This window comes from Lewinella cohaerens DSM 23179 (assembly GCF_000379805.1).
In the GTDB taxonomy this organism is placed as follows: Bacteria; Bacteroidota; Bacteroidia; order Chitinophagales; family Saprospiraceae; genus Lewinella; species Lewinella cohaerens.
Genome location: NZ_KB903587.1, coordinates 13,504 through 39,809, shown reverse-complemented (window position 1 = coordinate 39,809; position 26,306 = coordinate 13,504). Strand labels below are relative to the sequence as shown.

At 43.8% G+C, this 26,306-nt stretch carries 25 protein-coding genes; 18 read left to right on the top strand and 7 right to left on the bottom strand.

Translation table 11 applies throughout. From position 1 onward, the window contains the following. The first annotated feature begins 34 nt into the window (after positions 1 to 34). On the top strand, positions 35 to 6,049 hold the full coding sequence (locus tag A3EU_RS0124665) for an alpha-2-macroglobulin family protein (protein WP_044086692.1): 6,015 nt from the start codon (positions 35 to 37) through the stop codon (positions 6,047 to 6,049). 356 nt (positions 6,050 to 6,405) lie between these two features. Beyond that, entirely contained in the window at positions 6,406 to 7,104 is a 699-nt protein-coding gene (locus A3EU_RS0124660) for a DUF697 domain-containing protein (protein WP_020538863.1), read from the top strand. Positions 7,105 to 7,162: 58 nt separating this feature from the next. Here A3EU_RS0124660 and A3EU_RS0124655 read toward each other — a convergent pair whose 3' ends face one another. Continuing rightward, positions 7,163 to 7,720 (bottom strand): hypothetical protein, encoded by a 558-nt coding sequence (locus tag A3EU_RS0124655; RefSeq protein WP_156825899.1) that lies wholly within the window; start codon positions 7,718 to 7,720, stop codon positions 7,163 to 7,165. Between the two features lie 311 nt (positions 7,721 to 8,031). On the opposite strand from A3EU_RS0124655, the gene A3EU_RS33260 reads away from it, so the two are divergent. The 6 genes from A3EU_RS33260 to A3EU_RS0124625 all read left to right on the top strand — a co-directional run bounded on the left by A3EU_RS33260 (position 8,032) and on the right by A3EU_RS0124625 (position 12,342). Then, entirely contained in the window at positions 8,032 to 8,622 is a 591-nt protein-coding gene (locus A3EU_RS33260) for a hypothetical protein (RefSeq protein WP_020538861.1), read from the top strand. Then, on the top strand, positions 8,613 to 9,437 hold the full coding sequence (locus tag A3EU_RS0124645) for a DUF3822 family protein (RefSeq protein WP_020538860.1): 825 nt from the start codon (positions 8,613 to 8,615) through the stop codon (positions 9,435 to 9,437). Before A3EU_RS33260 ends, A3EU_RS0124645 begins: the two co-directional genes overlap by 10 nt. Positions 9,438 to 9,448: 11 nt before the next feature. Beyond that, positions 9,449 to 10,009, top strand: a complete 561-nt coding sequence (locus A3EU_RS0124640) for an RsmD family RNA methyltransferase (RefSeq protein WP_020538859.1) — start codon at positions 9,449 to 9,451, stop codon at positions 10,007 to 10,009. An 87-nt stretch (positions 10,010 to 10,096) separates the two neighbouring features. After that, the gene (locus A3EU_RS0124635) at positions 10,097 to 10,549 is read left to right on the top strand and encodes a hypothetical protein (RefSeq protein WP_020538858.1); all 453 of its coding nucleotides are present in this window, start codon (positions 10,097 to 10,099) and stop codon (positions 10,547 to 10,549) included. Between the two features lie 126 nt (positions 10,550 to 10,675). Continuing rightward, positions 10,676 to 11,668: an aminodeoxychorismate synthase component I gene (locus A3EU_RS0124630; protein WP_020538857.1), complete on the top strand. Its 993-nt coding sequence runs from the start codon at positions 10,676 to 10,678 to the stop codon at positions 11,666 to 11,668. Between the two features lie 53 nt (positions 11,669 to 11,721). Then, positions 11,722 to 12,342, top strand: coding sequence for an aminotransferase class IV (locus A3EU_RS0124625; RefSeq protein ID WP_020538856.1), 621 nt, complete (start codon positions 11,722 to 11,724; stop codon positions 12,340 to 12,342). Between the two features lie 105 nt (positions 12,343 to 12,447). Here A3EU_RS0124625 and A3EU_RS0124620 read toward each other — a convergent pair whose 3' ends face one another. Then, positions 12,448 to 13,197 carry a 3'-5' exonuclease gene (locus A3EU_RS0124620; protein ID WP_020538855.1) on the bottom strand — a complete coding sequence of 250 codons (750 nt, stop codon included), beginning with the start codon at positions 13,195 to 13,197 and terminating at the stop codon, positions 12,448 to 12,450. A 137-nt stretch (positions 13,198 to 13,334) separates the two neighbouring features. Here A3EU_RS0124620 and A3EU_RS0124615 point away from each other — a divergent pair, with 137 nt between their 5' ends. The 3 genes from A3EU_RS0124615 (at position 13,335) to A3EU_RS0124605 (ending at position 15,441) form a co-directional block, all read left to right on the top strand. Continuing rightward, positions 13,335 to 14,363 carry an MBL fold metallo-hydrolase gene (locus A3EU_RS0124615; protein ID WP_020538854.1) on the top strand — a complete coding sequence of 343 codons (1,029 nt, stop codon included), beginning with the start codon at positions 13,335 to 13,337 and terminating at the stop codon, positions 14,361 to 14,363. 190 nt (positions 14,364 to 14,553) lie between these two features. Then, complete coding sequence (locus A3EU_RS0124610; protein ID WP_020538853.1) at positions 14,554 to 15,042, top strand: DUF2452 domain-containing protein; 489 nt, start codon at positions 14,554 to 14,556, stop codon at positions 15,040 to 15,042. A 27-nt stretch (positions 15,043 to 15,069) separates the two neighbouring features. Beyond that, on the top strand, positions 15,070 to 15,441 hold the full coding sequence (locus tag A3EU_RS0124605; RefSeq protein WP_020538852.1) for a DUF1573 domain-containing protein: 372 nt from the start codon (positions 15,070 to 15,072) through the stop codon (positions 15,439 to 15,441). A gap of 139 nt (positions 15,442 to 15,580) precedes the next feature. Here the strand turns inward: A3EU_RS0124605 and A3EU_RS0124600 are convergent, their stop codons facing one another. Beyond that, positions 15,581 to 16,387: a hypothetical protein gene (locus tag A3EU_RS0124600; protein ID WP_020538851.1), complete on the bottom strand. Its 807-nt coding sequence runs from the start codon at positions 16,385 to 16,387 to the stop codon at positions 15,581 to 15,583. 159 nt (positions 16,388 to 16,546) lie between these two features. Between A3EU_RS0124600 and A3EU_RS0124595 the strand changes: the two genes are divergently transcribed. The 7 genes from A3EU_RS0124595 to A3EU_RS0124565 all read left to right on the top strand — a co-directional run bounded on the left by A3EU_RS0124595 (position 16,547) and on the right by A3EU_RS0124565 (position 21,960). Then, the gene (locus tag A3EU_RS0124595) at positions 16,547 to 17,284 is read left to right on the top strand and encodes a polyprenol monophosphomannose synthase (RefSeq protein WP_026211570.1); all 738 of its coding nucleotides are present in this window, start codon (positions 16,547 to 16,549) and stop codon (positions 17,282 to 17,284) included. Positions 17,285 to 17,313: 29 nt separating this feature from the next. Next, positions 17,314 to 18,258, top strand: coding sequence for a bifunctional Delta(1)-pyrroline-2-carboxylate/Delta(1)-piperideine-2-carboxylate reductase (gene lhpI / locus A3EU_RS0124590; RefSeq protein ID WP_020538849.1), 945 nt, complete (start codon positions 17,314 to 17,316; stop codon positions 18,256 to 18,258). Positions 18,259 to 18,407: 149 nt separating this feature from the next. Continuing rightward, on the top strand, positions 18,408 to 18,965 hold the full coding sequence (locus A3EU_RS0124585; RefSeq protein WP_020538848.1) for an RNA polymerase sigma factor: 558 nt from the start codon (positions 18,408 to 18,410) through the stop codon (positions 18,963 to 18,965). A gap of 14 nt (positions 18,966 to 18,979) precedes the next feature. Further along, the gene (locus tag A3EU_RS31750; protein ID WP_020538847.1) at positions 18,980 to 19,282 is read left to right on the top strand and encodes a hypothetical protein; all 303 of its coding nucleotides are present in this window, start codon (positions 18,980 to 18,982) and stop codon (positions 19,280 to 19,282) included. Continuing rightward, entirely contained in the window at positions 19,282 to 19,758 is a 477-nt protein-coding gene (locus A3EU_RS0124575; RefSeq protein WP_020538846.1) for a hypothetical protein, read from the top strand. Before A3EU_RS31750 ends, A3EU_RS0124575 begins: the two co-directional genes overlap by 1 nt. Before the next feature lie 296 nt (positions 19,759 to 20,054). Next, complete coding sequence (locus A3EU_RS0124570; RefSeq protein ID WP_020538845.1) at positions 20,055 to 21,026, top strand: hypothetical protein; 972 nt, start codon at positions 20,055 to 20,057, stop codon at positions 21,024 to 21,026. After that, positions 21,013 to 21,960 carry a hypothetical protein gene (locus A3EU_RS0124565; RefSeq protein ID WP_020538844.1) on the top strand — a complete coding sequence of 316 codons (948 nt, stop codon included), beginning with the start codon at positions 21,013 to 21,015 and terminating at the stop codon, positions 21,958 to 21,960. Before A3EU_RS0124570 ends, A3EU_RS0124565 begins: the two co-directional genes overlap by 14 nt. Positions 21,961 to 21,980: 20 nt before the next feature. Here the strand turns inward: A3EU_RS0124565 and A3EU_RS0124560 are convergent, their stop codons facing one another. The 4 genes from A3EU_RS0124560 to A3EU_RS0124545 form a co-directional block, all read right to left on the bottom strand. Continuing rightward, positions 21,981 to 22,898: a bifunctional metallophosphatase/5'-nucleotidase gene (locus A3EU_RS0124560; protein ID WP_020538843.1), complete on the bottom strand. Its 918-nt coding sequence runs from the start codon at positions 22,896 to 22,898 to the stop codon at positions 21,981 to 21,983. Positions 22,899 to 22,961: 63 nt separating this feature from the next. Then, positions 22,962 to 23,723 carry a 5'-nucleotidase C-terminal domain-containing protein gene (locus A3EU_RS31745; protein ID WP_026211569.1) on the bottom strand — a complete coding sequence of 254 codons (762 nt, stop codon included), beginning with the start codon at positions 23,721 to 23,723 and terminating at the stop codon, positions 22,962 to 22,964. Next, positions 23,723 to 24,643, bottom strand: a complete 921-nt coding sequence (locus A3EU_RS0124550) for an SdiA-regulated domain-containing protein (protein ID WP_020538841.1) — start codon at positions 24,641 to 24,643, stop codon at positions 23,723 to 23,725. Before A3EU_RS0124550 ends, A3EU_RS31745 begins: the two co-directional genes overlap by 1 nt. A gap of 99 nt (positions 24,644 to 24,742) precedes the next feature. Then, on the bottom strand, positions 24,743 to 26,167 hold the full coding sequence (locus A3EU_RS0124545; protein WP_044086686.1) for a hypothetical protein: 1,425 nt from the start codon (positions 26,165 to 26,167) through the stop codon (positions 24,743 to 24,745). Positions 26,168 to 26,306: the final 139 nt, after the last annotated feature.

The following is a 26,306-nucleotide window of genomic DNA, read 5'->3' as shown; positions in this document are numbered from 1 at the left end:
GTTTCTACTGCTATTTTTGACAACCACCTCCCTTATGGCCCAGGATATCCTCTCTAACGAACCATTCACCAAAGAATGGAACAATATCGATTCCCTTTACCAGCAAGGATTACCGGAATCGGCAGGCGACGCACTGCTTGAATTGAAGGGGGAACTAGATGGAATGAATAGCGATGACCCTTTGCGGCAAGCACATGAAATCAAGGTTTTGTTATACCAGCTGGTGCTGGAAGCGCGGCAAGAACAGGGCGAATGGAATGCCCTGCAAATGCTGGAAGAGCTGACGGCTTACGCTGATCAGCCCACTAAAGCCATTTATCAGTCTTATCTGGCCGAAAAGTACCTCAACTACTGGCAAAACAACCGCTGGCAAATTGATCAGCGAACCGAACTTGCTGATACCAGCCCTACCACCGATGAAACGACCTGGAGTTCCCAAAGCTTCGTTAATCGTATCACCGAATTGTACCTCTCCTCTCTCGAAGCAACGGAACTGAGAGATAAGGACTTGGCTGCTTACGGCCCATTGGTCGTTCCCGGTGAAAATGCAGAAGATTTGCGGCCCAGCATCTACGATTTGCTACTGCACCGAGCGCTTCAATATTTCCAAAATAATGATGCTTTCTTGGGAGAGCCTGGTTATGAACCATTACTCGATAATGTGGCCTGGTTAGGGCCGGTTAAGGATTTTATCACTGTTGAACTGCCAAGCAGCGAAAAAGCGACCAGCTACCACCGTACCTTGGAAATTCTGCAAGAAGCACTCCGTTGGTCCTTGCGTTTTCGAACAGATAGCAAAGCACAGCTTGATCTCGATCTTACTCGCCTCAAGCTGATTTACGAGCAGCTGAATACCGAAGATCGCCATGATGCTTACCGCAAAAGTTTAGAAGGTCTTCAAAAACAGCATCAGAATACACCCAAAGAGGCCATGGTGCTCAAAGCGCTAATGACCTTTCACGAGCAGCAAGGGTATAACTACAACCCAGAAGGTCCTGGAAAAGAAGAACTCCGCTGGGAATTCAAAAAAGCCATAGCAGTAGCTCGTGATGTTCGTGCTCGTTTTCCCAAAGAGCAAGCTGCAAGTGAGGCAACAAAATTACTCAATCGCTTATTACGCCCAGCGTTAAATACCTTTATCGAAGCGGTACAGTTGCCACAGACACCTGCCTTGGTTTCATTGTCTTACAATAATGTGGAGAAAGTCTACCTGAAAGCCATCCCAATCACGGTAGCGGAGTATCATGACCAAGATAAAACGACTACAAAGCTGGAAGCTATTTTAGGCAAAAAAGCGAGCCTGGAATGGTCCGAAAACCTACCCCAACCCGGAGACTTTCGAGATCATCAGGTGGAAACGGCCTTGCCGGGCCTTCCCAACGGCGTGTATTGTCTGGCCGTCTCCACAAAGGCTGACTTTTCTTTGGAAGAAGGTGGCACGGTACTGACCTATTTTTGGGTGTCAGAATTGGCGATGGTCCAAAATGTTGATAATGAAGGGCAGTATCAAATTAGGGTTGTAAATCGACGAAGTGGCTCGCCTGTTCCCGACGCTACGGTAAAGATTTGGGCGGACAATCGCCGTAGTCGCGATAATCAACCCATGAAGCAGCAAGCGGTTTATCAGACAGATGAAGAAGGTAAGGTCACTTTTCCGGGCGTTTCCCAAGGGCGGGTAGCGATTGAACTCATTAAAGGAGAGGATCGGTTGTATCCTTCTGAGTATTTGTGGCTTCGTAGTAACAACTATAACCGCCAGCAAAAGTCGCCACCATATAATGCCTTCTTTACTGATCGCGGAATCTACCGGCCTGGACAGATCGTGTACTTTAAAACGCTGGCGCTGCAAAAAGAAAAAGAAGTAGCAACGATTGTTCCAAATACAAAATTCTCGGTTAGCCTGTTGGATGCCAATAGCCAGGAAGTAGCTACAGTGGCTTTGCAAACCAATGAATTTGGCTCTGCACATGGTCAGTTTACCTTGCCGCAAGGTGGCCTGTTGGGTACTATGTATTTGCGTTCTAACCTGGGCAACGGTACCACCCAATATTTACGTGTTGAAGAATATAAACGCCCTCGGTTTGAAGTAGAATTGGCAGATTTGAAAGAAGAACCCCGCTTACGAGATTCGGTCACGGTAGAAGGTACTGCCGCTGCTTATGCAGGGCCTGCCATCGCCGATGCAAAAGTGAAATATACAGTGGTCAGAGAAACAGCTTTTCCTTGGTATCGTAGAGGGTATGGTCGCTATCTTCCTTCCTATCAGCAACCGAAAACGCTGGTGACAGGTACGACCACTACGGATGAGTCCGGGAAGTTTTCTTTCCGCTTTTTTGCTGACCCCGACGCAGCAGTAGAGAGCAATCGTTTTCCTACCTACTATTTCAAAGTGAATGTGGAAGTTGTAGATGGTACGGGAGAAACCAGGATGGCCAATAAAAGTGTTACCCTGACGGAATACCCATTCAGCTTAGATATACAAGCACCAGCATCTTTTGACCGCGAAGAAGGCCTCATTTTTGGACTAAGCTGCAAAAACCTGGATGGGCAACCACTTGAAAAGGACGTTTCTGTACAGGTTGTACAGCTTGACGCTCCGGCGAAGAATTATCATGGCCGCTATTGGAGTCGTCCTGATTTACAGCTGTTAAACGAGAAGGATTTTCGCGAATATTTCCCCTTGTTTACCTATAACAAAGAAGAGGAAAAAGAGCACTGGCCAGAAGGCGATCAGGTGTATAGTACTTCATTGACGCTAGCTGGAAGTGATAGTCTTTCTATCGCTGCCAAAGATTGGAAGGTAGGCCATTATCGCGCCACCTTACTCACGGTTACGCCAGAAGGAGATACCTTGAAAACAAAACAGGATTTTCAGGTGCATGATTGGTCAAAAGGTGATTTTGCTGTAGGGGAGTGGCTGTACACGCGGAAAAGCGAAGCGCCTCTTCAGCCCGGCGATGTAGCAGCATTAGGATTGGGGGAGCAATCCGTCGACCTTCATGTTTTTTCTGTTTTACAAAATCGTCAAACGACGCATTGGGAGCAGTGGCTTGAAGGAGAAACGGGCTTCGGTTATGAATTATCGGAAGCTGATCGCGGTGGACTGAGCTGGAATGGATTCTACATCACTAATAATCGTTATTACCAAACCTCGGCTTATTGGTCGGTTCCGTGGAAAAACAAGGAGCTCGATATTACTTTTGAAACCTTCCGTTCCAAGCTGTATCCTGATGCCGAAGAAGAGTTTATCCTGCGGGTGGATGGGCCAGATAAAGACAAGGTTGCTACGGAATTACTGGCCAGTATGTATGATGCCAGTTTGGATCAAATTAGGCCATTCGACTGGAAATTCCCAGCGTATCCAACCGGGAAGGTAAGACCCCAGTGGCAGGCGATGGGCTTCCGGCAGTTGCAAAACTATGCCGATTTCAATAGCCCGCCTGTGCCTTATGAGAAAGAGACCAACTTGGTTTATCCACGCCTTTGGTCAAGTGCCGGCTACGGTGCCCCGGCTCCCTATATGCTGATGAGTAGAGCTCAATCTGGTGGGATAATGCGCAGTGAAATGGCCTTTAGTGAAGAAGAACCTGACATTACCATGTCGAAGATGAGAGCAGGTAATGCTCCACCGCCGCCACCACCAAACAGTTATGCTGCTGAAACTAGTACCGGAGATGGAGAATCAGCCACCGCTGCCCCTCCACCAACAAAAATACGGACGAACCTGGGCGAAACAGCTTTCTTCTTTCCTCAGCTGGCTACAGATGCCGAGGGTAGGGTAGTGCTCAAATTTCGCGCACCGGAATCCCTCACCCGTTGGAAATTGCAACTTTTTGGCCATACTAAAGACTTGGCCTATGGCCTCTCCACGGAGGAGTTGGTTACACAGAAAGAGTTGATGATTCTGCCCAATGCTCCTCGCTTTTTGCGGGAAGGTGATCAAATAACTTTCACCGCTAAGGTGAGTAACCTCTCTGATAAAACACTCAGCGGCGAAGCTATTCTGGAGTTGTTTGATGTGCAAACAAATGAAAGCATAGCCAGTGTGTACAGCTTGGAAGGGAAAAATACTGCTTTCAACTTGACTGCGGATGCTTCCCAAGCAGTCAGTTGGTCGTTGATGGTGCCGAAAAAAGGAGCAGGTGTTTTGGGCTACCGCGTCATTGCCCGGGCAGGCGACTTTTCTGATGGCGAGGAAGCTGCTATTCAGGTGCTGACCAACCGGGTGTTGATCACAGAAGCTCAGCCTTTGTTTGTGCGTCCCAAACAAACGAAAACGTTCACTTTGGAGCGTTTGCAAAACGCCGATGCGACCACAGATCAGCATGCTTTTCGCCTGGATATTACCAGCAATCCTGCTTGGGAGGCGATCAAGGCACTGCCTTACCTGCAAGAGTATCCGTATGATTGCACAGAGCAGATCGTCAATCGAATGTTTGCCAACAGCTTGGCCAGTAAGGTGGTCAAAGATTATCCAAAAATCAGAGAGGTTTTTGCCGATTGGCGAAGCAACAAAGAAGCGCTGAAAAGCCCGCTTTACCAAAACGAAGAACTGAAAACAGCGCTGCTAGAGGAAACACCATGGGTAATGGAAGCCCAAAGTGAAAGCCTGCAAAGAGAACGCATCGCATTGTTGTTCGATTTGGACCGCCTGGCTAACGAGCAGGCTGTTGCCCAACGTAAGTTGTTAGACCGACAGTCACCGAATGGCGCTTTTAGTTGGTTTCCCGGTGGGCCGGAACAGTGGTATATGACCCAATACGTGGTCGAACAGCTCTCACACCTACGGCAGCTCACGGGAGAAGAGATGAACTATGAGCTGAAAAATGCACTGGAAAACGCCATGCGTTACTGTGATCAGCAGGCTTATAAGTGGTACCTCGAATTGGGCGAAGAGCAGAAAAAGGATAAAGTATATGCTGCCAGTCCTCAAATTATCCACTATCTCTATACCCGCAACCTGAATTTAGATATCGACCTACTGCCGGAGCAAATGGCGATGTACGAATATTGCTGGTCGATGGTGACGGAACATTGGCTGGATGCTAGCCTTTTTGAGCAGGCTATGATTGCGCTTGCCGCAAAGTACAGCAGCCGGGACGAACTGGCCAATAAAATCTATGCTTCTCTCAAGGAGCGTTCTTTGCATTCCGAAGAACTGGGCCGCTACTGGATGCAGCTCAATGGTTACTATTGGTATCAAAATAATGTGGAAACCCACGTAAAGCTGACGGAGCTTTTTGCTGCCATGAGTGCGGATGAAGCGACCCTCTCTGAGTTGAAAATCTGGCTCCTGCGCAACAAAGAAACCAACCGCTGGGAAACCACTAAAGCCACCGCAGCGGCCATCTTTGCCCTCGTAAGTACAGGCGACAACTGGCTGGGCGAGACCACACCACTAGAGGTGAGCTTCCCCAATTGGTCGAAAGATGCCTATGAGGCAAAAGTGGCCACGGCGCAAGAGAACGCCGAAGCAGGCACCGGCGCCTATCAGGTGAAATGGACAGAAGAAGAAGTGCAGCCAGCGATGGCAACGATACGCTTGCGCAACCGCTCAAAAGCCCCAGGGTGGGGCGCCTTGTACTGGCAGTATTTCACCAGTATTGATGCCGTTACCAGAGACGGTGACAATCCGCTACTTATAGAGCGCACCCTGTATCAACGTGTCAATAATGGTGAGGGTGAAGTTTTGGAACCTTTGACCAGAGCCCCTCAAGCAGGCGACCGGATCACCGTCCGCTTGGTGGTGCGCAATGACCGGGCGTTGGAGTATGTTCATCTCAAAGACCTCCGTGCTAGTGGCTTGGAGCCTATAGACCAACTGAGTAGCTACCGTTACCAGGGAGGCTTGGGCTATTACCAGCAAACCACCGATCTGGGTACTCATTTCTTCTTTCATTGGTTACCTGCCGGACAATACGTGTTGGAATATGACCTGGTTGTTTTCCACCAAGGTGATTTTTCTGGTGGTTTGTCTACCATCCAGTGTATGTATGCGCCAAAATTTGTTAGCCACAGCGAGGGTAGAAGGTTGCAGATAGGGGAGTAGCGAAGGGACTGTTTACCGTAGCTTGGGCTTCAGCCCGAGCGTGAGTTTTACTCGAAGGCTATAGGTTCTGGGTGTTTTAGCGCGCTAAAACACCCAGAACCTAGCGCAAGGCGTAGCCTAAAGCTCGGCGCACGGAGGAGCAGGCCAAAGGATAATAGGAAGCGATAGCGACCGGATAGCCTGGTGCCGCAGTAGCGTTTGCGTGGCAACGCTACTGACGGCATGGCCCCAAAAAGACATGATGAAAATGGTTGCGTTTTAGGACTGCTTATCTTAAAAAGACGCTCCATCGTCGATAATTCTGGCATCACAAAGCGGAAAGGTGCATATTTGTAGAGAATTAATTACCCGAATTTATGCGCAAGCAAATCAAGAAGTTTGCTACCAAGAAGATAAAAGAATCATTTATGAGCACAGGAAAGAGTGATCGTGCCAAGCACGCGGATACCGTAGTACGTAATCATGTTATTTGGTCGATGGGGGCCAGTTTTTTGATCCCTATTCCGATTGCGGATGTTTTTGCCGTCAGTGCTTTACAGTTGGATATGATCCGACAGTTGAGCCGGGTCTATGATATTGATTTTGCGGAAACGCAAGGGAAAGCCATTATTACATCTCTTACGAGTAGTACGCTGGCTCGCGCCGGAGCCCGAAGCTTGATAAAGCTAGTGCCTGGTATTGGGACACTCATCGGTGGTGTGACGGTATCTATTTTCAACGGTGCTTCGACCTATGCCCTTGGTGAAGTTTTCAAACGGCATTTTGATTCTGGTGGTACCATACTTGATTTTGATACGGAGCGACTGAAAAAAGTCTACAAAGAGAAGTTTGAGAAAGGGAAGAAAGTAGCTAAAGAATGGCAGGCAGAGGAGGCACAAGCCCCTGCGGAACCTACTCCGAAAGAAGCAACACCCGAACCAGCTGCTACTGCTGATGCAGTCGTTGAAGAAACGATTATGGATAAACTTAAAGGCCTGGCCCAAATGAGAGATGATGGCGTAATTACTGACGAAGAGTTTTCGGAAATGAAACGCAAATTGATTGCGGGGATGTAATGTGATTACAGCAAGTAAAAAGGCCGCAATATTGCGGCCTTTTTACTTGCTGTTCCTATTAAAGTATGGTGTAACCAAAAATTAAAGAGAGAGCAGTGTAATCTGATTCAGGTTTTCCAACAAGTTGGAAGACATTTTTATTCAATCGCTGTCTTATTTCAATGCTTACTTTGTTTGCAAAACAATATCCACCACCAAAGGCCAATGTGGTGCTTGAAGCCAAAGGTAAGCGACCTAAGTTAGGCGTTTTTACCTCACTCTTACTGAGAGTTGTTTGTTCTTCCCAGTAGAGGTCAAAAAAATTAGAAGAGATAAAGGTGTTGGTGATAGAAATAGAAGAATGTTGCAAACCAGGTCGAATGCTAAGGTGAAAGTTTTTACCTTCTTTCTTCGGGGTGTAAAGTTTAGAGCCTTTTCCGTTAAGTTTGTTGTAATCCGTAAATAATCTAACCAGAGATTTTTGCTCATAAGTGAGTTTGTCAATCCTGTCAATTCCTATATTACCTCCACTCATAGCGGTATTTAATTGAACTTTATATTGATTATTAGTCCTTATGAGATGGTCTCCTACATTGTATCTTTTATAAAGTAATTGCTCAATATCATTGTTGTCCAAACGATAAAAAAAACGTTTCGTGGTTCTCTTTTCAAAATAATAGAGTGTTGCTTTACCCTCTAGTATTGGAAATATTCAAGCTATTCATTAGTTTTTTCCTTCTTCCACCAAAAAACATTTTCTGTGCATCTTATGCTTTGAAGCAATAGCTTCAGGTCAAGTTCAGTAACTGTCCTCGGAAAAAATCCGTTAAAAATTACACTAATGTGCCAAGATATTAACATCTTAGCAGCTGGTCAGTAAGCGGATGTGGGAAAGCTACCCGAGATTGACTTAAAAAACGTATAATTGCATCAAAACAAAACCGGAAAATGAGATTGGTATTAAACGTCATTCTTCTAGTCATCGCTGCGGCACTTGCCTATATGCTGTATATGAGTATCGAAGAACCCATCGCTTTTGACGCTGAGAAAGAGCGCCGCAAAGAAATTGTTGTGGAGAAGTTAGAGCTCATTCGTGATGCTCAGGAAATGTACCGGGATATCACCGGAACATTTGCTCCTAACTTTGATACTTTGGTAGATGTACTGACCAACGGTCGCTTTACGCGTATTGCAGTCATTGGTGACCCTGATGATCCTAACTTTACCGGAGAGATCACTTACGACACCAGCTACACGAATGCGATTGATTCGATTCGAACCTTGGGTATGGATTTACAGTCATTGAAATTTGTACCTGTATTTAAAGATACAGAGCAAGCTACCTTCCAAATTGCTGCGGATACCATTGACTATCAGTCAACAACGGTAGCTGTTGTTGAGGTAGGTACGCCCTATGGAACGTTTATGGGAAAATATTCCGATTTACGTTTTGCGAAGTATGATCAGAACTATAGTCCCAAAAAGATTATCAAGTTTGGTGATCTGAACAAACCAAACCTTTCTGGTAATTGGGAGTAATTCGTTATGATATTACAGAGGAGGCTTTTCGAGAACAAAGCTTGCCTCAATCAGAACTGTCCATCCTTACCGGGATGGACAGTTCCAGTTATTTGGTTACTGACCCTGAGAAAAAGGCACTGGCTATCAGGGCTTTTAGCCATCCTACGTCAGAGGCTTGGTGGCAAATGGATGAACGGCTAGGCGCTAGTTTTAAGAAAATTCGCTTGGCTTGGTTAGGGCCTCGTTTTACGCTCGTACCTGCCAGGCTTTACAATGGCGATGCCCGCCAAACCATGCTGGCTGATCTTACGGATTTGAACGCTTCGGACACGATTCTGGCAGATCCTATACCAGAACTTGGCGCTTATTTGTTGTATGCGCTAGATCAGGAAAAACTGAGTGAGTGGCGGCGAGCTTTTGTTGGGTGCCGTTTTTATCATGGCCTGACGCCCATGCTCCATGAATTGGCGCAGTATACCCGCAGGTTGGGGAGGGCTCAGATGTACGCTTACCTGCGGGATGGTTTTATCTATTTGATTGCTATTGAGCGCGATCGGTTGCTTTTTTGTAATGCTTTTTCTTGTCACTCGGCCAAAGATTACCTCTATTACGTTTTATTAGCTTACGAGCAATGTGGCTGGAAACCGGCTCAAGTACCACTGAGAATTTTTGGCGAGATATTGCCAGCAACGGAAGTCTTTAATCTTTTCTATCGCTACGTGCGTGATCTGGCTTTCCTTCAATTGAAAGAAACCTCTATGATGGGCCCACAAGCTAAGCAACATGAGGTTCATCTCTTTTATGATTTACTGAGTCTTCAACATTACCATTAATTTTTTTTTGCATGCGTATCATCGGAGGAAAATTTAAAGGGCGGCGCTTCAATCCACCAGCAAAGAATTGGCCTACCCGCCCTACGACGGATTATGCCAAAGAAGGTTTGTTTAACATCCTGTATAATACCTTTGATTTTAGTGAGCTCAGGGTACTCGATTTATTTGGAGGAACGGGTAATCACAGTTACGAGTTTATCTCACGAGGATGCCGTGATGTAACTTATGTAGATAAATTTCCAGGCTGCGTAGCTTTTGCAAAACGTACGGCAAAAGAGCTTGGTATCGAAGATTTTATGCGTATCAACAGAGCAGATGTCTTTCGGTTTATCCAGCAGCGGCAAGCTCCTTACGATTATATTTTTGCTGGTCCACCTTATCCTTTACCTAATATTCCGGAAATCCCGGACCTTGTGCTACAGCAGCAATTGCTGAAACCCGGAGGTTGGCTGGTATTAGAGCATAACCCACGGCACAATTTTGAAAAACACCCCAATTTGCTGCAAGTCCGTAATTATGGGACCACCATTTTTAGTATTTTTACTGTTCCGGTAACGGAGGAAGAAGAGTAAACTACACACCCACATTTTTTAGTTATTTCCATCTGATCAACTTATTAGCAGTTTTTTACAACTGGTGATAGGCTTTAATGTTGACGTATGTTGCAGCGTTGTGTAGTTGCTTTGGTAATTTCCTTGATAGGTATATTACCCCTTCGTGCTCAGTCTTCGAATGCTCCCCGAACCGGACAGTGGTTGGGGAAGCTTACTCAAGAACAGGGTGGCTATCGGCAAGAATACGATTTTGAAATTTATCTCATTGAGGTTAATGATAATAGTTATACTGGCCGTACTTACGTTTATGCACCGAATGTATTAGGAATATTATCGTTTAAAGCGCAAGAACAGGGCGCTGTTTTGTACTTGAAAGAAGAAGAATTGTTGGAGAGCCGTAAACCAAGCGATTTATCCTGGTGTTTCAAAACCATGCAGCTGAGGAAGGTGAAAAGGGCAGGAGAGTGGTACTTGGAAGGACCCTGGCAAGGTGTTTCTGGATATGGTATATGCATACCAGGCTGGCTGAGTCTGAAATATATTCCGCCACAAGTTTAGTCATTTTATTGTTCCTTTGTGACTCCAAGGCGATAGCATTCGTCCCAAAAAAGCTCTAAGAGATAATAAAAAAACAAGACTTTCGAAAAATTACTTCATACCGTTACGACTAAGGACAAAGAGGGTTTGTCTGGTTTACGCCGCCAGCTCAACCAGTGGGGGAGTACCAGGGAACCTTTTTTATTATTAGCTGATTTTGAACTTCAGCAGTTACGGGCCATTCGTTTGGCAGATATTGATCCGGCGGAACTTCGCTTTCAGTTTCATCAACGTTCTAACGATTTTATTTCTACAGAAAGTTCGGCCCCACAGCTGATGTGGAATCCTACTTTTGTTAGCCCAGAGCGATACTTGAAGGCTTTTCAGCGTGTACAGGAAGGTTTGAAAAGGGGAGACAGTTTTTTGACCAACCTCACTTTCCCGACTCCAGTTGATACCAACTGGAGCCTTGAAGATATCTATCAACAAACCCAGGCGCGCTATAAGTTGTGGTGGAAAGATCATTTTACAGTCTTCTCGCCGGAAATTTTTGTTCAAATTAAGGACAACCGTATTTTTTCTTACCCTATGAAGGGCACCTTGCCTGCTTACCTGAAAGGGGAGCAATTACTTGCTGACCCTAAGGAAAGTGCAGAGCATGCTACGATTGTTGACTTGATTCGTAATGATCTGAGTCAGGTGGCCAATAAAGTTCGGGTAGAGGATTATCGCTACCTGGAGCATCTATCTACTCCTCGGGGAGGTTTATGGCAAACCAGTACGCGTATCGGGGGGACGTTGCCTGTTGATTTCCATCATCAGCTTGGAGATGTTCTTTTACGTTTGTTACCTGCGGGGAGTATTAGTGGTGCCCCAAAGGTAGAGACCGTCAAGATTATTCAGGAAGCAGAAGGACAGGAGCGAGGGTTTTATACAGGTATTGCTGCACTTTGGGATGGCTACGAACTAGACAGTTGTGTACTCATTCGTTTTGTGGAAAAACACAAAGAAGGGATGCGTTATTGGTCTGGTGGCGGAATTACCGCTTACAGTAATTGGGAGGAAGAGTACCAAGAATTAAAGGAAAAGGTATATCTACCTTTGAGAACGGCAGTAAAAGTAGATTTGTCCTTGTCATAATCCTGGCTTATATTTGGTAAAATTTCAAAACTACACCCAATCCCTTTTACACCTTGTCTGATCAGCTGGTTCAACTAATAGAGTCGATATGTTTGCGCGAAGGCAGTTTGGATCTCCTCCCTTTTCATCAGGAGCGGGTAAATCACTCTCGTCGCCAGCTTTTTGGGATTAAGCAGCAGCTGAATTTAAAGACCTTTCTAGAACAGCAAACACTTCCTGATACGGGTTATCACAAAATCAGGATCGTTTACGATAAAGTCATCCATTCTTTTTCATGTGAAGTTTATACTCCTCGGCGTGTGAAAACACTACGGGTTGTTAAGTTGGAGCCTTTTGATTACCGGCATAAATACCTAGATCGTAAACCTCTTGACGAAGCCTTTACCTACCGTGATGGCTGTGATGACATCATCATGAGTTGGCATGACTTTATCACAGACACTTATTACGGCAACTTGGCTTTGTATGATGGTCAAAAATGGTGGACACCGGTACATCCTCTACTCAAAGGCACACGCCGTGCCAAATTGTGCAGAGAAGGGCGAATACACCCTACCGTTATCCGAGTTCCCGACCTGAAATACTTTAAAGAGGTACGGATTATTAATGCCATGATACCATTGGCAGAAAGTAGGTCGATTAAGGTAGACCAAATCTTCTTGCCGGGGGAGTAGAGTTTTCTTAGGGCTTTTCTGTGTCCTGCACCTGTGTGGGTCTTGCTGTCTCAATTACTTCATGGGGTTGTTTGCAAAATTATTGGAGTTGTTTTAGGTGAGTAGTTACCTTCCTACATGATCAATCTGATCTTCTTCCAGCAACGGTGCCAGTTGAAAGCGAAGGAATAGCTGAGCGGTAGCTAAAACATCTTTTTCACAATAATGAGCGATCCTGTCGATGTCGTCGTCGTCCCAGAAAACACGGCCTACCATGCTGCCGTCGATATCATCTTTAGGAGAGGGGAAACCCAATGTGGCCGCCAATAATTTGAGGGAAGTGTAAGATTTTCGGTCCCCAAATTTCCACAGCTCCATCGTATCTAACAGGTGCTTGGTTTCCCAAGGCTTCTTTCCTGCAATATCCAGCATTTTAGGAAAGCTCATGCTGTTGACAATCATCCTGCGGCAAACGTAGGGGATATCGAATTCTTTGATGTTATGCCCACAAAGAAAGTATTTCGAAGGGTTGTTGTAGTACTGTCCCAGGAGTTCAGAAAAACCTTTCAGTACTTCCCCTTCATCAGCGCTGGCAAATGATTTCAGGCGTACTTTCAGGCGTTTGTCCTTGTCGCGGTGTATGGCCCCGACGGAAATGCAGACGATTTTACCAAATTCTGCAAAAATCGCAGCCCGATCCAGGTAGGAAGCAGCAAGGTCTTCTTCACTTATCTCTTCCGTAGTTCTTAAGACAGAGCGTGCTTTGTGTGCCCAGAGTGCTTGTACGTCTTCGTTGAGGTTATCAAAAGCGGCTTGTCCGCTAACGGTTTCAATATCCAGGAAAAGCACGTTGGCTATATCAATTTGTTCGAGCATAAGTAGAGCAATGTTTTGATGGTGAACGGGCTCTAAAGTAGCAAAAAAAAGCCGATTTTAAGGACACAATTAAAATCGATGATGGGCGTTATAAGCACGAGAATCTATACACATCTGAATTTATAAAAGGTCTAGTTATGACAACCAACACATCTTCACCAACGCCCACACCCACTCCACTTCCTCCTAAGCAAGATAGTTCTAAACAGCGATTGATTGCCATTGCAGCAGTGGTGATTGTGGTATTACTGGCAGTTAATGCCTGGCTTTTATTCAAATATACCCAAGCTGATAAAGCTCAGGAGACATTGACTACCCAGCTGGACGAATCCACCAAGCTTCAGGAAGAACTTAATGATCAGTACTACGAAGCCAAAGCAGAACTGGAGTCTATGCGTTCAAATAATGAAGAACTGAACGCTATGATTGAGCAACAGCAACAAGAACTATTGGCATCAAAAGATCGGATCGCCAGCATGATACGCAAAGGAGGTGATGGCAGTGCCGCTCGTGCGGAGATTAACCAGTTGAAGCAGCAGCTGAACGGCTATGTAGCCGAACTCAATCAACTCAGAGAACAGAATGCATTATTGACGGATGAAAACCAGCAATTGGCGGAACAGCGTGATAACCTGCAAACAGACCTGAGTTCTACTCGACAGACAAATGAGAGCCTTAACCAGGAGCGTGCACTGCTCGTAAGTGAAAAACAACAATTGGCTTCTACTAATAGTAGTTTATCGCGTAAAGTGAGCCAGGCATCTACGATTAAGGTTGCAGGACTCGAAGCAGTGGGCCAGAAAATTCGCCGCAGTGGCAAGCCTGTCACTCGTCAGGATGCGAATAACGTGGAGCGTATTTCTGTTTCTTTTGTGACGACGGTTAATGAAATAACAGAGCCGGGAACAGAAGAGTTTGTGGTTCGTATCATCAACCCGCAAGGGGAGACTTTAGCGATGGAGCAGATGGGGTCAGGGGTCTTTACTAATCAGGGTACAGGAGAAGCAATGCGCTATACACTTAAGGATGATATCAGCTATGATCGTAACGAAAATGCATTGCAGTTTATCTGGAATCCTGGCCAGCAATTTGCGTCAGGCAACTATAAGATTGAAATCTATAATAAAGGCTTTCTTGCAGGAAGTACGACGATGAGATTGAAATAATAAGTGTGATGCTTTTATCTAAATAGCGCGATTATCCGATTAGGGTGGTCGCGCTGTTTTGTATATAATATGAGGCAGCGATTTTTTCATACGAAGAATTGTTGATCTTGTTGAACCTCCCTTCTTACCTGCTGTTCTTTAGGAGTACTATGTTAGCATATCCAGAACACCCTTAGCTTTAAGATTTACAATGTCTAAAGAACAAGAAAAGAAAAAAACAGTGCAGGAAGAAAATTGGGTGAACCCTATCGATCCTGAGAAAATTGCAGAAAATCCTCATTTGTTGCCTTACGCGCATACTGTAGGCGGAGCGGTGATCAAACCCATTGACAAAGGTCGGGTGAAAGGCCGCGCAGTAGCTGCTATGTATGAACAGACAGATCTACAACTAGCGCAAATTAAGGAACAGATTGATCTACTGGCTCAGCAAGCCCGAAAGCTTCAGGATCGTGTAAGCATTTCTGAAGAAATTTATCAGACAGACATGAATTTTGAACCACTTATTGGCCGTAATTACTATTTATATCGGAAGGGTTCAGGAAAGACAATTCTTTCGATGGTTAGTCCAAATGAATGGGGCAAAAAGCCGCCTTATACTTTTGTTGCTGAAGTAAAGATGTTGGCCGACCATACCTGGGATGTTCTGCGTACCAACGAAGATGAGGCTTCCAAACAATAAAAAGCCGTTTAAATCATTTCTATTAGCATGAAATTTGCACTCTTAAGTATTGTCCTTAGCAGCTTGGTCTTCTCCTGGCAATTTCCTGATGCTCCTGTCGTTTGGCAAGTGCCGACGACGCACGATTTTGGCGATCTGGAGCGCGGCGTACCTACCACTACGACTTTTACTTTTCGTAATGTTAGTGCCGATTCCTTATATATTGATAATGTACGGCCTGCCTGTGGTTGTACCAGCCCCGAATGGGAGGATGTAATGGTGCCACCTGATTCATTGGGGCACATCCTTATTGAATATGATGCCGATGACGCTGGCTACTTCAATAAAGGCGTTAAAGTTTACTTTAATGGCTACCGCAAAGCCGAACGACTCTGGATAGAAGGCTGGGTAGAGGAGTAGGCGCGACTTTGGTACGAGGTGCGATGTTTTTATCACATAGCCACATAGTTTTTTTGACACATAGTCACATAGAGGTATGGGGTGCGAACTTTTACACCTTTACACTTTTCCAACATTTACACCTTAATTACACCTACTTCTAACTATTTACCCTAAAAACAGCCCCTAGGTTCCAGCGGGTAGACTGACCAATGTTTTTACCTCCTAAAATGATGGCTCCTCCTGTGAAAACGCCAACCCAAGGGGCAACGGGAACATAGAAAGTCCCTCCGGCGCGTGTCCAGGTACTACCTGCCCCACTAGCTGAATTTTGATTGTCGCTTGCTCCTTGTAGCGATTGATAATGTTCCAGCCAAACATCAGCATAAAAACGGGAAGTGCCAATGCCCCCTCGTACCAAGATTGGTAAAGCAGCTAATGCCTCCGGGGCAAACTGAAAATCAATGCCTGATTGTGCGCTAACAAACCAGCCGTATTTAGCATCATACTGCCAAAGAAATCTTCCTTGAAAGGTGGTGGCCCGTCGTCCGATCGCAAAAAGATTGTCATTGGGATAACTACTGAGTGGAAACCCCAGGCCAATAGAAGTTATAAAGTTGTGGTAGCCTTTTTCTTGTTCTACCCTTTCATTGCGGTATTTGAGCCAAATACTACCATCCTGCCAGCCCTTGTTGTCGGGGGTGTTTTCGATATATGGAGCTGTTGCGATTAGGGCTGTTTTGGGGTCTAGGCCGTATTCGAAGAATAAGTTATAGCTTGTAGCATCTATATTACGGGGAATAAGATCACCGTTTTCATTATAGAATTCTGAAAATGTCTCACCACTGTAGGTGAATGCTGCATCCAATTGACCTGGCTTGGGCATGAACCCATTGATAGGCCCCTGGCTGTATAAAGTGCTGGTAGAAAGAATAATAAAGAACAGCAGGTAGGGGGGGTGTTGCATCGGTGGAAATGTTTTTTGTCGTAAACAGAATTCATTATTCAATGGTGTAAAGATCAGTTTCACAACTAAATTAAACTGTCTTACTAATTACGATAAGACTAGCTGCGGCATTTGTCATAGAATCATTTATCTTTACCCATCTAAACTGAATCAATTATCTTGAGCGACTGCCTCGTAATCATTCCGACCTACAACGAGAAAGAGAATATTGTGAAAATGATTCACACTGTATTCTCTCTGCCCCATGATTTTCACATCTTGATTGTCGATGACGGCTCTCCTGATGGGACAGCAACTCTGGTCAAAGATCAACAAAAAGAATTTGCTGGTCGTTTACACATTCTTGAACGTAAAGGAAAATTGGGATTGGGCACTGCCTATATCGCAGGCTTCCGCTGGGGGCTGGAACGTCCGCAATACAAATATTTTTTCGAGATGGATGCCGATTTTAGCCATAATCCCAACGATTTGGTCCGGCTTTATCAAGCCTGTGCAGAACAGGGAGGAGATATGTCGGTAGGCTCACGATATGTCAAAGGTGGCCAGTTGCAGGATTGGCCCTGGGATCGAGTGCTCCTCAGTTACGGCGCATCCCTCTATGTGCGCTTGATTACCTTTATGCCGGTCATGGACCCAACGGCAGGTTTCGTCTGCTATACTCGCCGGGTATTGGAAGCCATTGATTTTGATAAGATTCGCTTTGTAGGGTATGCTTTTCAGATAGAAATGAAATTTGCGACCCGCCAATTGGGATATAAAATTGTCGAAGTCCCCATCACTTTCACTGACCGGGTTGAAGGGATTTCAAAAATGTCGAACGGAATCATCAAAGAAGCAGTCTTTGGCGTCATGCAGATGCGCTGGCGATCTTTCTTTTCTAGTTACGGTATCTCATAATTGGAGGTTTCGCTCTAGCTTTTAGTCGTATGAGTGATATTCCTTTTCTGAGTGCAGAACACCTGGAGGCCATTCATAGCTATCCGGCACTCATAGCTGTTTTACGTAATGCTTTCGCTAACAAGAAGGTAGCTGTTCCGCTGCGAAGTCATCATCATTATGGAGAGGTAAATACTTTACTGATGATGCCTTCCTGGCAAGAGGGGCTGGATATGGGCGTTAAGTTGGTGACTGTAACGCCAGAAAATCGCCTCAAAAACCTGCCTAGTATCCAGGGATTAATGATTTACCTGGATATAATTACCGGACTTCCCTTAGCAATCATGGATGCTGCTACACTTACCAAGAAGCGTACGGCTGCGGCTTCCGCACTAGCGAGTAGCTACTTGTCCCAAGAATCATCGTCCTCTTTATTGCAGATAGGCACTGGTGTACTTGCTCCTGAGCTTATTTGTGCTCACTGCAGTGTACGACCTATTCGCGAAGTTTATATATGGGGAAGAGACCCTCGTAAGGCGGAGGAGCTAGCGAAGAGCATGGTCATTAATAATGTGCAGATTAATAGTGTTGATAGGTTAGAAGAGATTACCCCTTATTGCGATATCATTTCTTGTGCGACAATGGCTCAAGAACCGATATTGAAAAGACAGCACTTACGGCCAGGTCATCACCTTGATTTGGTAGGTTCGTATAAGCCAGCCATGCGCGAAGTTGATGACGAGGTTATTAAAGCTTCTTCGGTCTTTGTAGATACCTTGGCTGGCGCAACCCAGGAAAGTGGTGACCTCCTTCAACCACTACGGCGTGGTGTAATTGACCTTCAGGATATAAAAGGAGAACTATGGGAGCTGTGTGCTGACCAAATAAAAGGGCGGACATCTAATACAGAAATAACCTTATTTAAATCAGTGGGCTACGCACTAGAGGATTTGGTAGCTGCTCGGTTTTATTTTGAGAATAGACAGATAGATTAAAGATTCACTTTTTCTACAAAGCTGCTTTTGTTACGCTAGAAAATACGGGTATTAAAATACCTGAAGTTTTTTAAAAACAAGCGAAGGATTTAAGCAGATCTTTTGTCAAACCAGTAGATAAGGGATTTTACTTTTAAAGATGCGAACTATTGGATAGACCGCGAGTATTACTTAAGTCGATAGAAAAGGGCGATCAGGCTGCTTTTCGAGAATTGTATGACTTGTACAGCAAGCAAGTATACAATACTGCCTTGAGTTATGCTCAAAATCCAGATGATGCTAAAGAGATTGCCCAGGATGTGTTTACAAACGTTTTTCGCAAAGCGGATACTTTTAGGTCAGAAGCAAAAGTGAGCACATGGATTTATCGAATCACGATCAACACTTCCCTCAATTTTCTGAAACGAAAAAAAAGGGTTTTGTTTCTAAGTATTGACGAACAACATAATGACCAACCAGACTTCGATCACCCAGGTGTTTTACTGGAGAATAGAGAAGCCGCCCGGTCTTTGTTTCGAACGATAAACACCCTTGCCGAACAGCAAAAGACAGCTTTTATTTTGAGTTATGTAGATGATTTACCTCGTCAGGAGGTAGCCGACATTATGGGCGTATCGTTGAAAGCAGTAGAATCCTTGCTTCATCGAGCTAAGAAAAACTTGAGAACTCGCTTGGCAAGCGAATACCCGAATCGTAAAAAACGCTAAAGAAAAAAATAAATATGATGGAAAACGAACAAGAAAAATGGGTGAATGAGGTGATGGACAGTCTACAAGGAATGCAACGCGCTGCGCCCCCTGTTGACCTGTTCGAAGCTATCGAGGCACGGATTACCAAGCCGAAAGGAAAAGGTAAGATCATTCCTATGCGGCAGATTCGGTGGAGCATTGCTATTGCTGCGGTATTGCTTCTACTGAACGTGGTTGCTATCCGTAGCTATACCGTCAACAATAATAATGGATATGCCTCAGTAGATTTCACAGGAAATACACAACTGGTATCCGATTTTAAAATTTATGAATAATGAAAACAGCCCAGTTTTATAAATACGCTACCTGGTTATTGCTTTCATTGAACCTGTTGTTGGTCGCTTTCTTCTTTTTGGGGCGACCGGGGCCTCCTAATGGTCCCGGCAGACAAAATTTCAGGGAGGAAGCAGTCAGTGTACTACAGCTGAGTAGTGAGCAAGAAGCAGCTTTTGTTGAGTCGGCCATGAAGCATAGCGAAGCAATGACTAAGCTAGGTAAACAGGAGGATAGTATGTTGAAAAACTATTTTGAACCCTTGTTGGGTTATCCGAAATCGGAAGACCCCGACAGTCTTATGGCGGAAATATTGGGAATAGAGAGAGCAAAAATTGAAGGAACATTTCAGCATTTTGCTGAAGTAAAGGCTTTGTTAGATGATTCACAAGGTGCTAATTTTGATGAGTTTATGAGACGTGCGTTACGAATGTTGTTGCTTGACGAACAACAGAAAGCACCACCTCCGAAGGATTGATGGTAAGACGGTGGAAAATAATAATAGCACCACCTTGGTTGTTCAAGTACCGCTATTTTATATGATTGATATAAAAGAGGATCAACAACAGGCGGTCTGGGGTAGTTTAGTTTGCTGTGTGTAAGTTCATTGAATATTGACAATTGTGTATTTGCCATTCTGCACATTTTATTAAAGGATTAAAATCCACTGGTTGAGAGCGGGGAGGGTTTTAATTATTTTTTTTGATAAGGTTTAATTTTTAATTTGTATCTTTTGCTTGGATAGATTATGCATTTCCTAAAACCCATTAATGAATGAAAGTCAGATACAAGATAACGGCTATGCCGTCTATTTATGATGAGAGGGAAGAAGTTTCCTGGAGCCTTAGTGAAGGCGAGCAAATTAGATTTAAAGCAAAGGGTGCTGTTGACAGGGAACATTTCGCTATTGAAAATAGAGAGGACGATTTTTGGAGACATATTCGAGCACAAATTAGTTTGATTATACGTCCTTTCACAAACGTAGTTGCGCTTGGATATTTTGGAATAATTGCATTTATTAGTATCGTACTCAGTTTTCTTTGGAAGTTAAATGAACCTTTGGTTCGTGGATGGCGACTTCAGGTTGTAAAAAACGTAGCATTAAAAAAGCCTCAACTCATTCCTTCTCCTAGGCCTGATTTACTTCTTAAATATTACTGGAAAGGCTTAGTTCTTATTTTTTCAAGGACAGTATATTTCTTGCCACTTGTTATTGTTGTATTTCTGTCAGGTGCAAAAATGCTTGGCATAGCCAAAGAAGTCGCTTTTTTTTTATGGGATAAAGCAATGAATTCCGACAATTTGGGCATGGGCGCGTTTTTTATCAAAAAGGTATTACCCCAATTTGGTGTTGAAGTAATTATTCAATTGGTCGTTCTTGCGCTCTATGTCATTTTAGTTTGGCCGGTTTATAGGATTATTATGGTTAGTTATGCATTAGGAAAGAGTAGAGGGTGGGGCTTTTTTTCAATGACACAAATAAAAAAAGCAATTGCAATATTTAAAACTCACTCAGCACTAGTGTACGGTGTATATGGCTTTGTCTTATCTGTCGATGTTTTTGTGACCTGGTTCAGCTGGACTGTTGGCTGGTTATTCTTTTTCATTATGCCTCTGTTTGTATTATTCGCTCGGCATTGGGTAAAAGGGTATGCCTATGGTATTTTAGGAAGGAAGCTAATTGCACTTTCTGTTTTTGAACAAAATGAGTCAACCTATCAAAACATTCTCGATGAAAACTTATGAGTTGTTTGTTGACCTTAGTAATGAAAGAGCTAAGGAATTAGAAGGAAAAAGAATAATTGTAACCAATCCGCCAGGTGGAGCAGAAGCACTAGCGTTAGATATTCAGGAGGTAGAAGAAATTCCTTTGCAAGGATTTAAAATTCCATTAAATGAGATATCTAAGCTTAAAAATGCCCTAATAGTACCTTTATCTGATAGTGCCTCCAGAAGGAGGGTTTGGCAGACTCTGCTAGTGTATGTTTTTCTGTCACCATCTAGAATTTCCACATTTTTTATACGAGGTTGGCGGCTTGATATTATTAGAAATATGATTCTTTCTACTCAAAAAGTAACGGGCATCGCGCCTACAGTTAATCGCTTGTCAAACATAGGTGGAAACATCAAGCAAGGAGCTGTACTTATTGGTTTGAAGCTAGTATATGATCTGCCGAAAATATTAATTCTGACAGCTGTTGGTTATCATTATATTGAATTTATTCTTGATTGGCTAACATTTATTTTTGGTAATGCTATTGGTAGTTCAAGCGCCACTTTCGATTCAATGATTGATGACACCCAGTTCAAAGTCTCACTTGCCTTTTCCTTTCAGGTGTTGTTTATTCTTATCTATTCTTTCTTTGTTACTCCAATGTTTAAGATAAACGAGATAAAATATGCAAAGGGCAATATTGAATTAAAAGATTTCTTTAAGGCAGAAGAGATAATAGACAGTTATAAGAAATACAAAAAATATAAAATGAGCACTTTGCAAGTGTATATTTGGGATTTATTAGTTACTGGGGCTAGTTGGTTTTTTGGATTCTTTCTTGTGATTTTCTTCCCCTGGTTATATTTTATTATTAACCCATTGTACAAGTTGCTTTTCAAGCATTGGCCAAAAGCCTATGGGTATGGTTTGTTAGGAAAAAAAATGGAAGCGAATGGCGATATCTAAAGGGGAGGTTCATATTTTACCTACCCCAACCACTCATTCGCACAGTTAAAACATCGCTTGCCCCTACGCTTGTCAAAGCTGACGTCGATCCTACCTAGCAGGATACCTGCCCAACCAACTTGGTGTACAAGCACGCCTTGCTGGTCTCTGTTGTTTACAACAACGGGCTCGTCTAGGAAGGTGTGGGTATGCCCTCCAAGGATGAGGTCAATATTACGACTTTGGGCAGCTAAAACCAGGTCACTTACCTTTTCTTCACGATAACGGTAACCAAGATGGGAGAGACAGATGACCAAATCACACTTCTCCTCCATCTTTAGGTGCATGGCTGTTTTGTTGGCAGCAGCAATAGGGTCGGTATAAACAGTTTCTCCGATCAAAGAAGCAGGTACAAGCCCATCTAATTCGATACCTACCCCCAAGATGCCAATGCGTAAGGAGCCTTTCTCAATGATTTGATAGGGCTTTACTTTACCAGCTAAAGGAGTGTTCTCCATGCGGTAATTACTATTGACCAAACCAAAAGAGGCGTGCTGATCAAATTGGTTAGCCAGGTTTTCGATGCCACCATCAAAGTCATGGTTACCAATAGTGGCGACGTCATAACCCATCTCAGTCATGAGTTTGAATTCGAGTTCTCCGCTGTAGAGATTGAAATAGGGCGTTCCCTGGAAAATATCTCCGGCATCCAGCAACAAGACGTGCTCCAACTCTTTGCGTAGTGCGGCGATCTTCTGTGCTCTGCGCACGGCACCGCCCATACCTGCGTTGCGGCCACCATCCATAGGGAACGGTTCAATTCGGCTGTGCCAGTCATTAGTATGCAAAATAGTTAGAGAGACAGTATCAGAAGTACCAAGCGCTAAGGCTGGGCTCAGGCCACTACCAATCATGAGGCCGGTAGCACTAATTTGACGGAGGAACGTTCTTCTACGCATGATTTACTTATTTTTTAAGGCCAGAACGGCACGGAGACTCGGATAGAGATACTGAAAACGGAACTAATCGCCCCAAATAATTCGCTGTCCATTGGAAATAGCGGAAACAGGTAGGCCCTGTTCTGTCAACCTTTGTACATGACGAATAAGGAGATCACGGACAAACTGCCCGGTGTTTTCTCTAGGAAGGTCGATCAGGAAATCGGCATCACCGCCTCCATTGGCAATATAGTCAGGCAAAGCAATTCGATAGGTTGCCTGTGGGTCAATGGGCTTGCCGCTGATGGTAAGGCGATCGGCACGTTTCCCTTTGAGGACAAATTGAACCTCTTTACTAACGGGCCAGCCACCGTCTGCTGCAATAAGGTCAAAGAAACGCTGTGTTATACTACCTGACATTTCTACAATGACCTGCATGTTGTCAAAAGGCATCAATTCATAGATTTTCCCCAGTGTAATAGGCCCTGCAGGTAGTTCAGGAATACGCAAGCCGCCATAGTTTTGCACACTAGCATCTATGGCCCCTTTACTGATCGCCTGTGTTTCTGTTTGTAAAGCATCAGCGACCCAATTGCCTAACGGAGATTCAGGTTTTTCTTTGAATAACCTTCCTGATACTTCTCCGATGACGCTGTTCATCTTCCTGTCAAGGGCTGTTTTGTAAGGCGCAATGATTGCATGCAACGGGTCAGTGTCAGCCGGCTCCTCTGCTACCGTCATTCGGTAATTGGTAGGTTCGGCATCGCTAGGTAGGAAATATTTGCTACAGCTAGGTAGCATCACCATTAACAGAACAGCGTATAGAGGTAGAGTTCGGAGTTGCACTACTTGGTCGTTTTAGCAGAAAATCGGGTAATAGACGCAGCTTTGGCAAGCAATCCTTCACTGGAAATCAATAGATTGTCCGCAGTATCAAAGGTCATACCCTCTGGCTGAGGAAACACAGATTCATCCAATAACTGAACGTGCATCACCTGATTACTTACAGGGTCAACAACAATTAAAACCTTCCCTACAGAAGCCAATACGTAGATGTGCCCCGTCTTGGGGTGTACCGCTATTGCTGATGGTTTGAAGGAGTAAGGTTTGCCACCGTTACCTATGATGCGGCCAATTTCTTTTTCGGCAATTGTGATAACGGGTTCTTGGCTTACCCGTTTGGTAATCAAGTCAAAAGCATAAATGCCTTTTACGTTTTTAGGCAATTCTACGGTATCATCCGGTGCACCGTCCTTTGGGGCGATGAGTAAGCGGTTGCGCGATGCATCAAAACATAGGCTCTCCGTGTCATTACGATAACTAAAGGAGGTCTCAAACTTCTGGACGGTATCAGTAGCAGCCAGGTTAAACTGATAGAGATCACCATCTCGCTCAAGGATAAAGACATGATCGCCCACTAGGCAAAGGTCTTCGTAGTCACGGTCTTTATCAAAAGGGGTCTGACTTACAATATTTCCGGTGTTAAGGTCTAGGGTAAAGAGGATACCCTTCTCATCCTGAATAGCCATAACCTGATCTTGGTTAATGGAGGTGATTCCCGAAATCTCTTTGAGAATGGGATTCAGTTCTGTACGAAATCCTTTTTTATCAATTTTATAGGGAAAGGTATAGTCATCAGCAACAGTAAATGCCATTTGTGGCGGCTTGTTGTTGATCGCAAAGACAGAATAGCCTACCGCAATAAATAGTATTACCAGCACAATAAGCCAGGTAACGGTAGTAGAGTTTTGTAAGTCCATTTTCATAGTATGCGGTTCAGTGCTCAAGGCCTGTTTTCTCCTCGTGAAGGAACGAAAAATTAGGCGGTTAGGCAAGCTAGGGTTAAGAATTCGAGTATTGCTGCTTTATTTTTTGTTCATTTCCTTTATTTGTTCTAACAACCATTGGCGTGCATTGATGTTTTTGGTTTTGATGATTTCATTTTCAATTTTCTGGAGGTGATCTTTTCCGTTGTCTTTCACTCGGTAGGTTTTTTCTAGTAATCGCACAAAATTTTTGTAAGCGCTTAATATACTTCCAGAAAGTTCTTTTTCTCTGATTAACATGAGTTTATAAGAGCCTGAGAGGCTTAATAATGCTTCTGTTTCACGTTTTTCAAAGTAGATTTTTAAGAGCATTATCTTGGTTCCATGCTTGTAGAAAAGGTCTGAGAAATCTACCTTGTTTAAAAGCGCCAACGCTTCATCATATTGTTTTTGATGGTATCTTAAGTCAGATAAATTAAAATATAAGGCATCATCGCGATAAGCAGAAGGCAGCTTTTTAGTATAGTTAAGAATGAAATTTTCTGTCCATTCAAACTGCTTTAACCCTAGACCTAATTTGATGATATTTTTGTAAATCCATGGCGAAAGTTCTTCATTTACAAGCAAGTATTCTTTGGAAAGCCCTGTCTGGTAGAGCTGTAAAAGCTTGTTCGCATATTGTCTTTCTCCTTTGTTGATCGCATTCAGGCAATAATTAATGGCATAGTAATACATATCAATAAGTTCTTGCTTGCCTACCATATTAGCTACGGTATCAAGAAAAGAGTCGTATAAATGGAAGAACGCTTCGTTTGGCTCCTTTTTTAATAAGAGTTCAAAAAGGCATTGATAGGTTTTAGTGACATAATTGTCGTAATCGTCTATTTTTCTTGCTTGTGGATCTTGTGGCCAGGTGATTTGATAGTCGGTTCTGATGACTTCTGCATGATTAAGGATGTTACAGTACAATTTTAACTTGGTTTGGATAAAGTACTGATCCAAGGCATTGTTCTGTTCCTGTAAGTGTGGGTTTTCCTGTCTTAGATTTTGAGCATTAAAGGTGATGTCTTCTATAGTCGCAATAGTGTGAAGTAGCTTGTAACTCTGGGCGTCTCTCCTTCCTCCATCTTGTACTTCCTTCTTTAGTTTCCTTAACCGATAGGTGTAACTCTTTTTTAGTTTTCGTTGAGCCAAAGCTTTCAATACGAAGGTTTCCTTTTGCTGTGGGTTATCTTCTAACTCTTTTTGCCCTAAAAAGTCCTCGATTAATTTGAGAAGGCTACTCATAAGGTAGGCCATTTCTTTGTTTGAGAAGTTCGTTTCGGGAAAGAGGGTGGTCCAGATTGCTTGTCTATTTAAAAGATGACCTGGGAATTTTTTCTTGGATAACTCTCGCAGGTGAGAGCATAGTTTTGTTACAGCATCCTGCTTGTTAAAATAGGGAGAACTAACATAATCAAATAATTGTCGCCATTCTTCTGATTGGAGTACTTGGCAAATGTCTAATAGCTTACTTTTTTTCACCGTCTTTGTTACTTGACAAGGTCAATTAATTTGATAAATAAATGTGTTAAATTGCTGTAAATCATGTTTTTATGATAAATTGAATAGCTGTAATTTACGAAAAAAGACCAATATTGTTGTTGCTGTGCTAAGGAATTGC

Bases quoted from the DNA above. Each gene is read 5' to 3' on its own strand.
- A3EU_RS0124665 (WP_044086692.1), top strand. From the start codon at position 35: ATGGCCCAGGATATCCTCTCTAACGAACCATTCACCAAAGAATGGAAC.
- A3EU_RS0124660 (WP_020538863.1), top strand. From the start codon at position 6,406: ATGCGCAAGCAAATCAAGAAGTTTGCTACCAAGAAGATAAAAGAATCA.
- A3EU_RS33260 (WP_020538861.1), top strand. From the start codon at position 8,032: ATGAGATTGGTATTAAACGTCATTCTTCTAGTCATCGCTGCGGCACTT.
- A3EU_RS0124640 (WP_020538859.1), top strand. From the start codon at position 9,449: ATGCGTATCATCGGAGGAAAATTTAAAGGGCGGCGCTTCAATCCACCA.
- A3EU_RS0124635 (WP_020538858.1), top strand. From the start codon at position 10,097: ATGTTGCAGCGTTGTGTAGTTGCTTTGGTAATTTCCTTGATAGGTATA.
- A3EU_RS0124620 (WP_020538855.1), bottom strand. From the start codon at position 13,197: ATGCTCGAACAAATTGATATAGCCAACGTGCTTTTCCTGGATATTGAA.
- A3EU_RS0124615 (WP_020538854.1), top strand. From the start codon at position 13,335: ATGACAACCAACACATCTTCACCAACGCCCACACCCACTCCACTTCCT.
- A3EU_RS0124610 (WP_020538853.1), top strand. From the start codon at position 14,554: ATGTCTAAAGAACAAGAAAAGAAAAAAACAGTGCAGGAAGAAAATTGG.
- A3EU_RS0124605 (WP_020538852.1), top strand. From the start codon at position 15,070: ATGAAATTTGCACTCTTAAGTATTGTCCTTAGCAGCTTGGTCTTCTCC.
- A3EU_RS0124600 (WP_020538851.1), bottom strand. From the start codon at position 16,387: ATGCAACACCCCCCCTACCTGCTGTTCTTTATTATTCTTTCTACCAGC.
- lhpI (WP_020538849.1), top strand. From the start codon at position 17,314: ATGAGTGATATTCCTTTTCTGAGTGCAGAACACCTGGAGGCCATTCAT.
- A3EU_RS31750 (WP_020538847.1), top strand. From the start codon at position 18,980: ATGATGGAAAACGAACAAGAAAAATGGGTGAATGAGGTGATGGACAGT.
- A3EU_RS0124575 (WP_020538846.1), top strand. From the start codon at position 19,282: ATGAAAACAGCCCAGTTTTATAAATACGCTACCTGGTTATTGCTTTCA.
- A3EU_RS0124570 (WP_020538845.1), top strand. From the start codon at position 20,055: ATGAAAGTCAGATACAAGATAACGGCTATGCCGTCTATTTATGATGAG.
- A3EU_RS0124565 (WP_020538844.1), top strand. From the start codon at position 21,013: ATGAAAACTTATGAGTTGTTTGTTGACCTTAGTAATGAAAGAGCTAAG.
- A3EU_RS0124560 (WP_020538843.1), bottom strand. From the start codon at position 22,898: ATGCGTAGAAGAACGTTCCTCCGTCAAATTAGTGCTACCGGCCTCATG.
- A3EU_RS0124550 (WP_020538841.1), bottom strand. From the start codon at position 24,643: ATGAAAATGGACTTACAAAACTCTACTACCGTTACCTGGCTTATTGTG.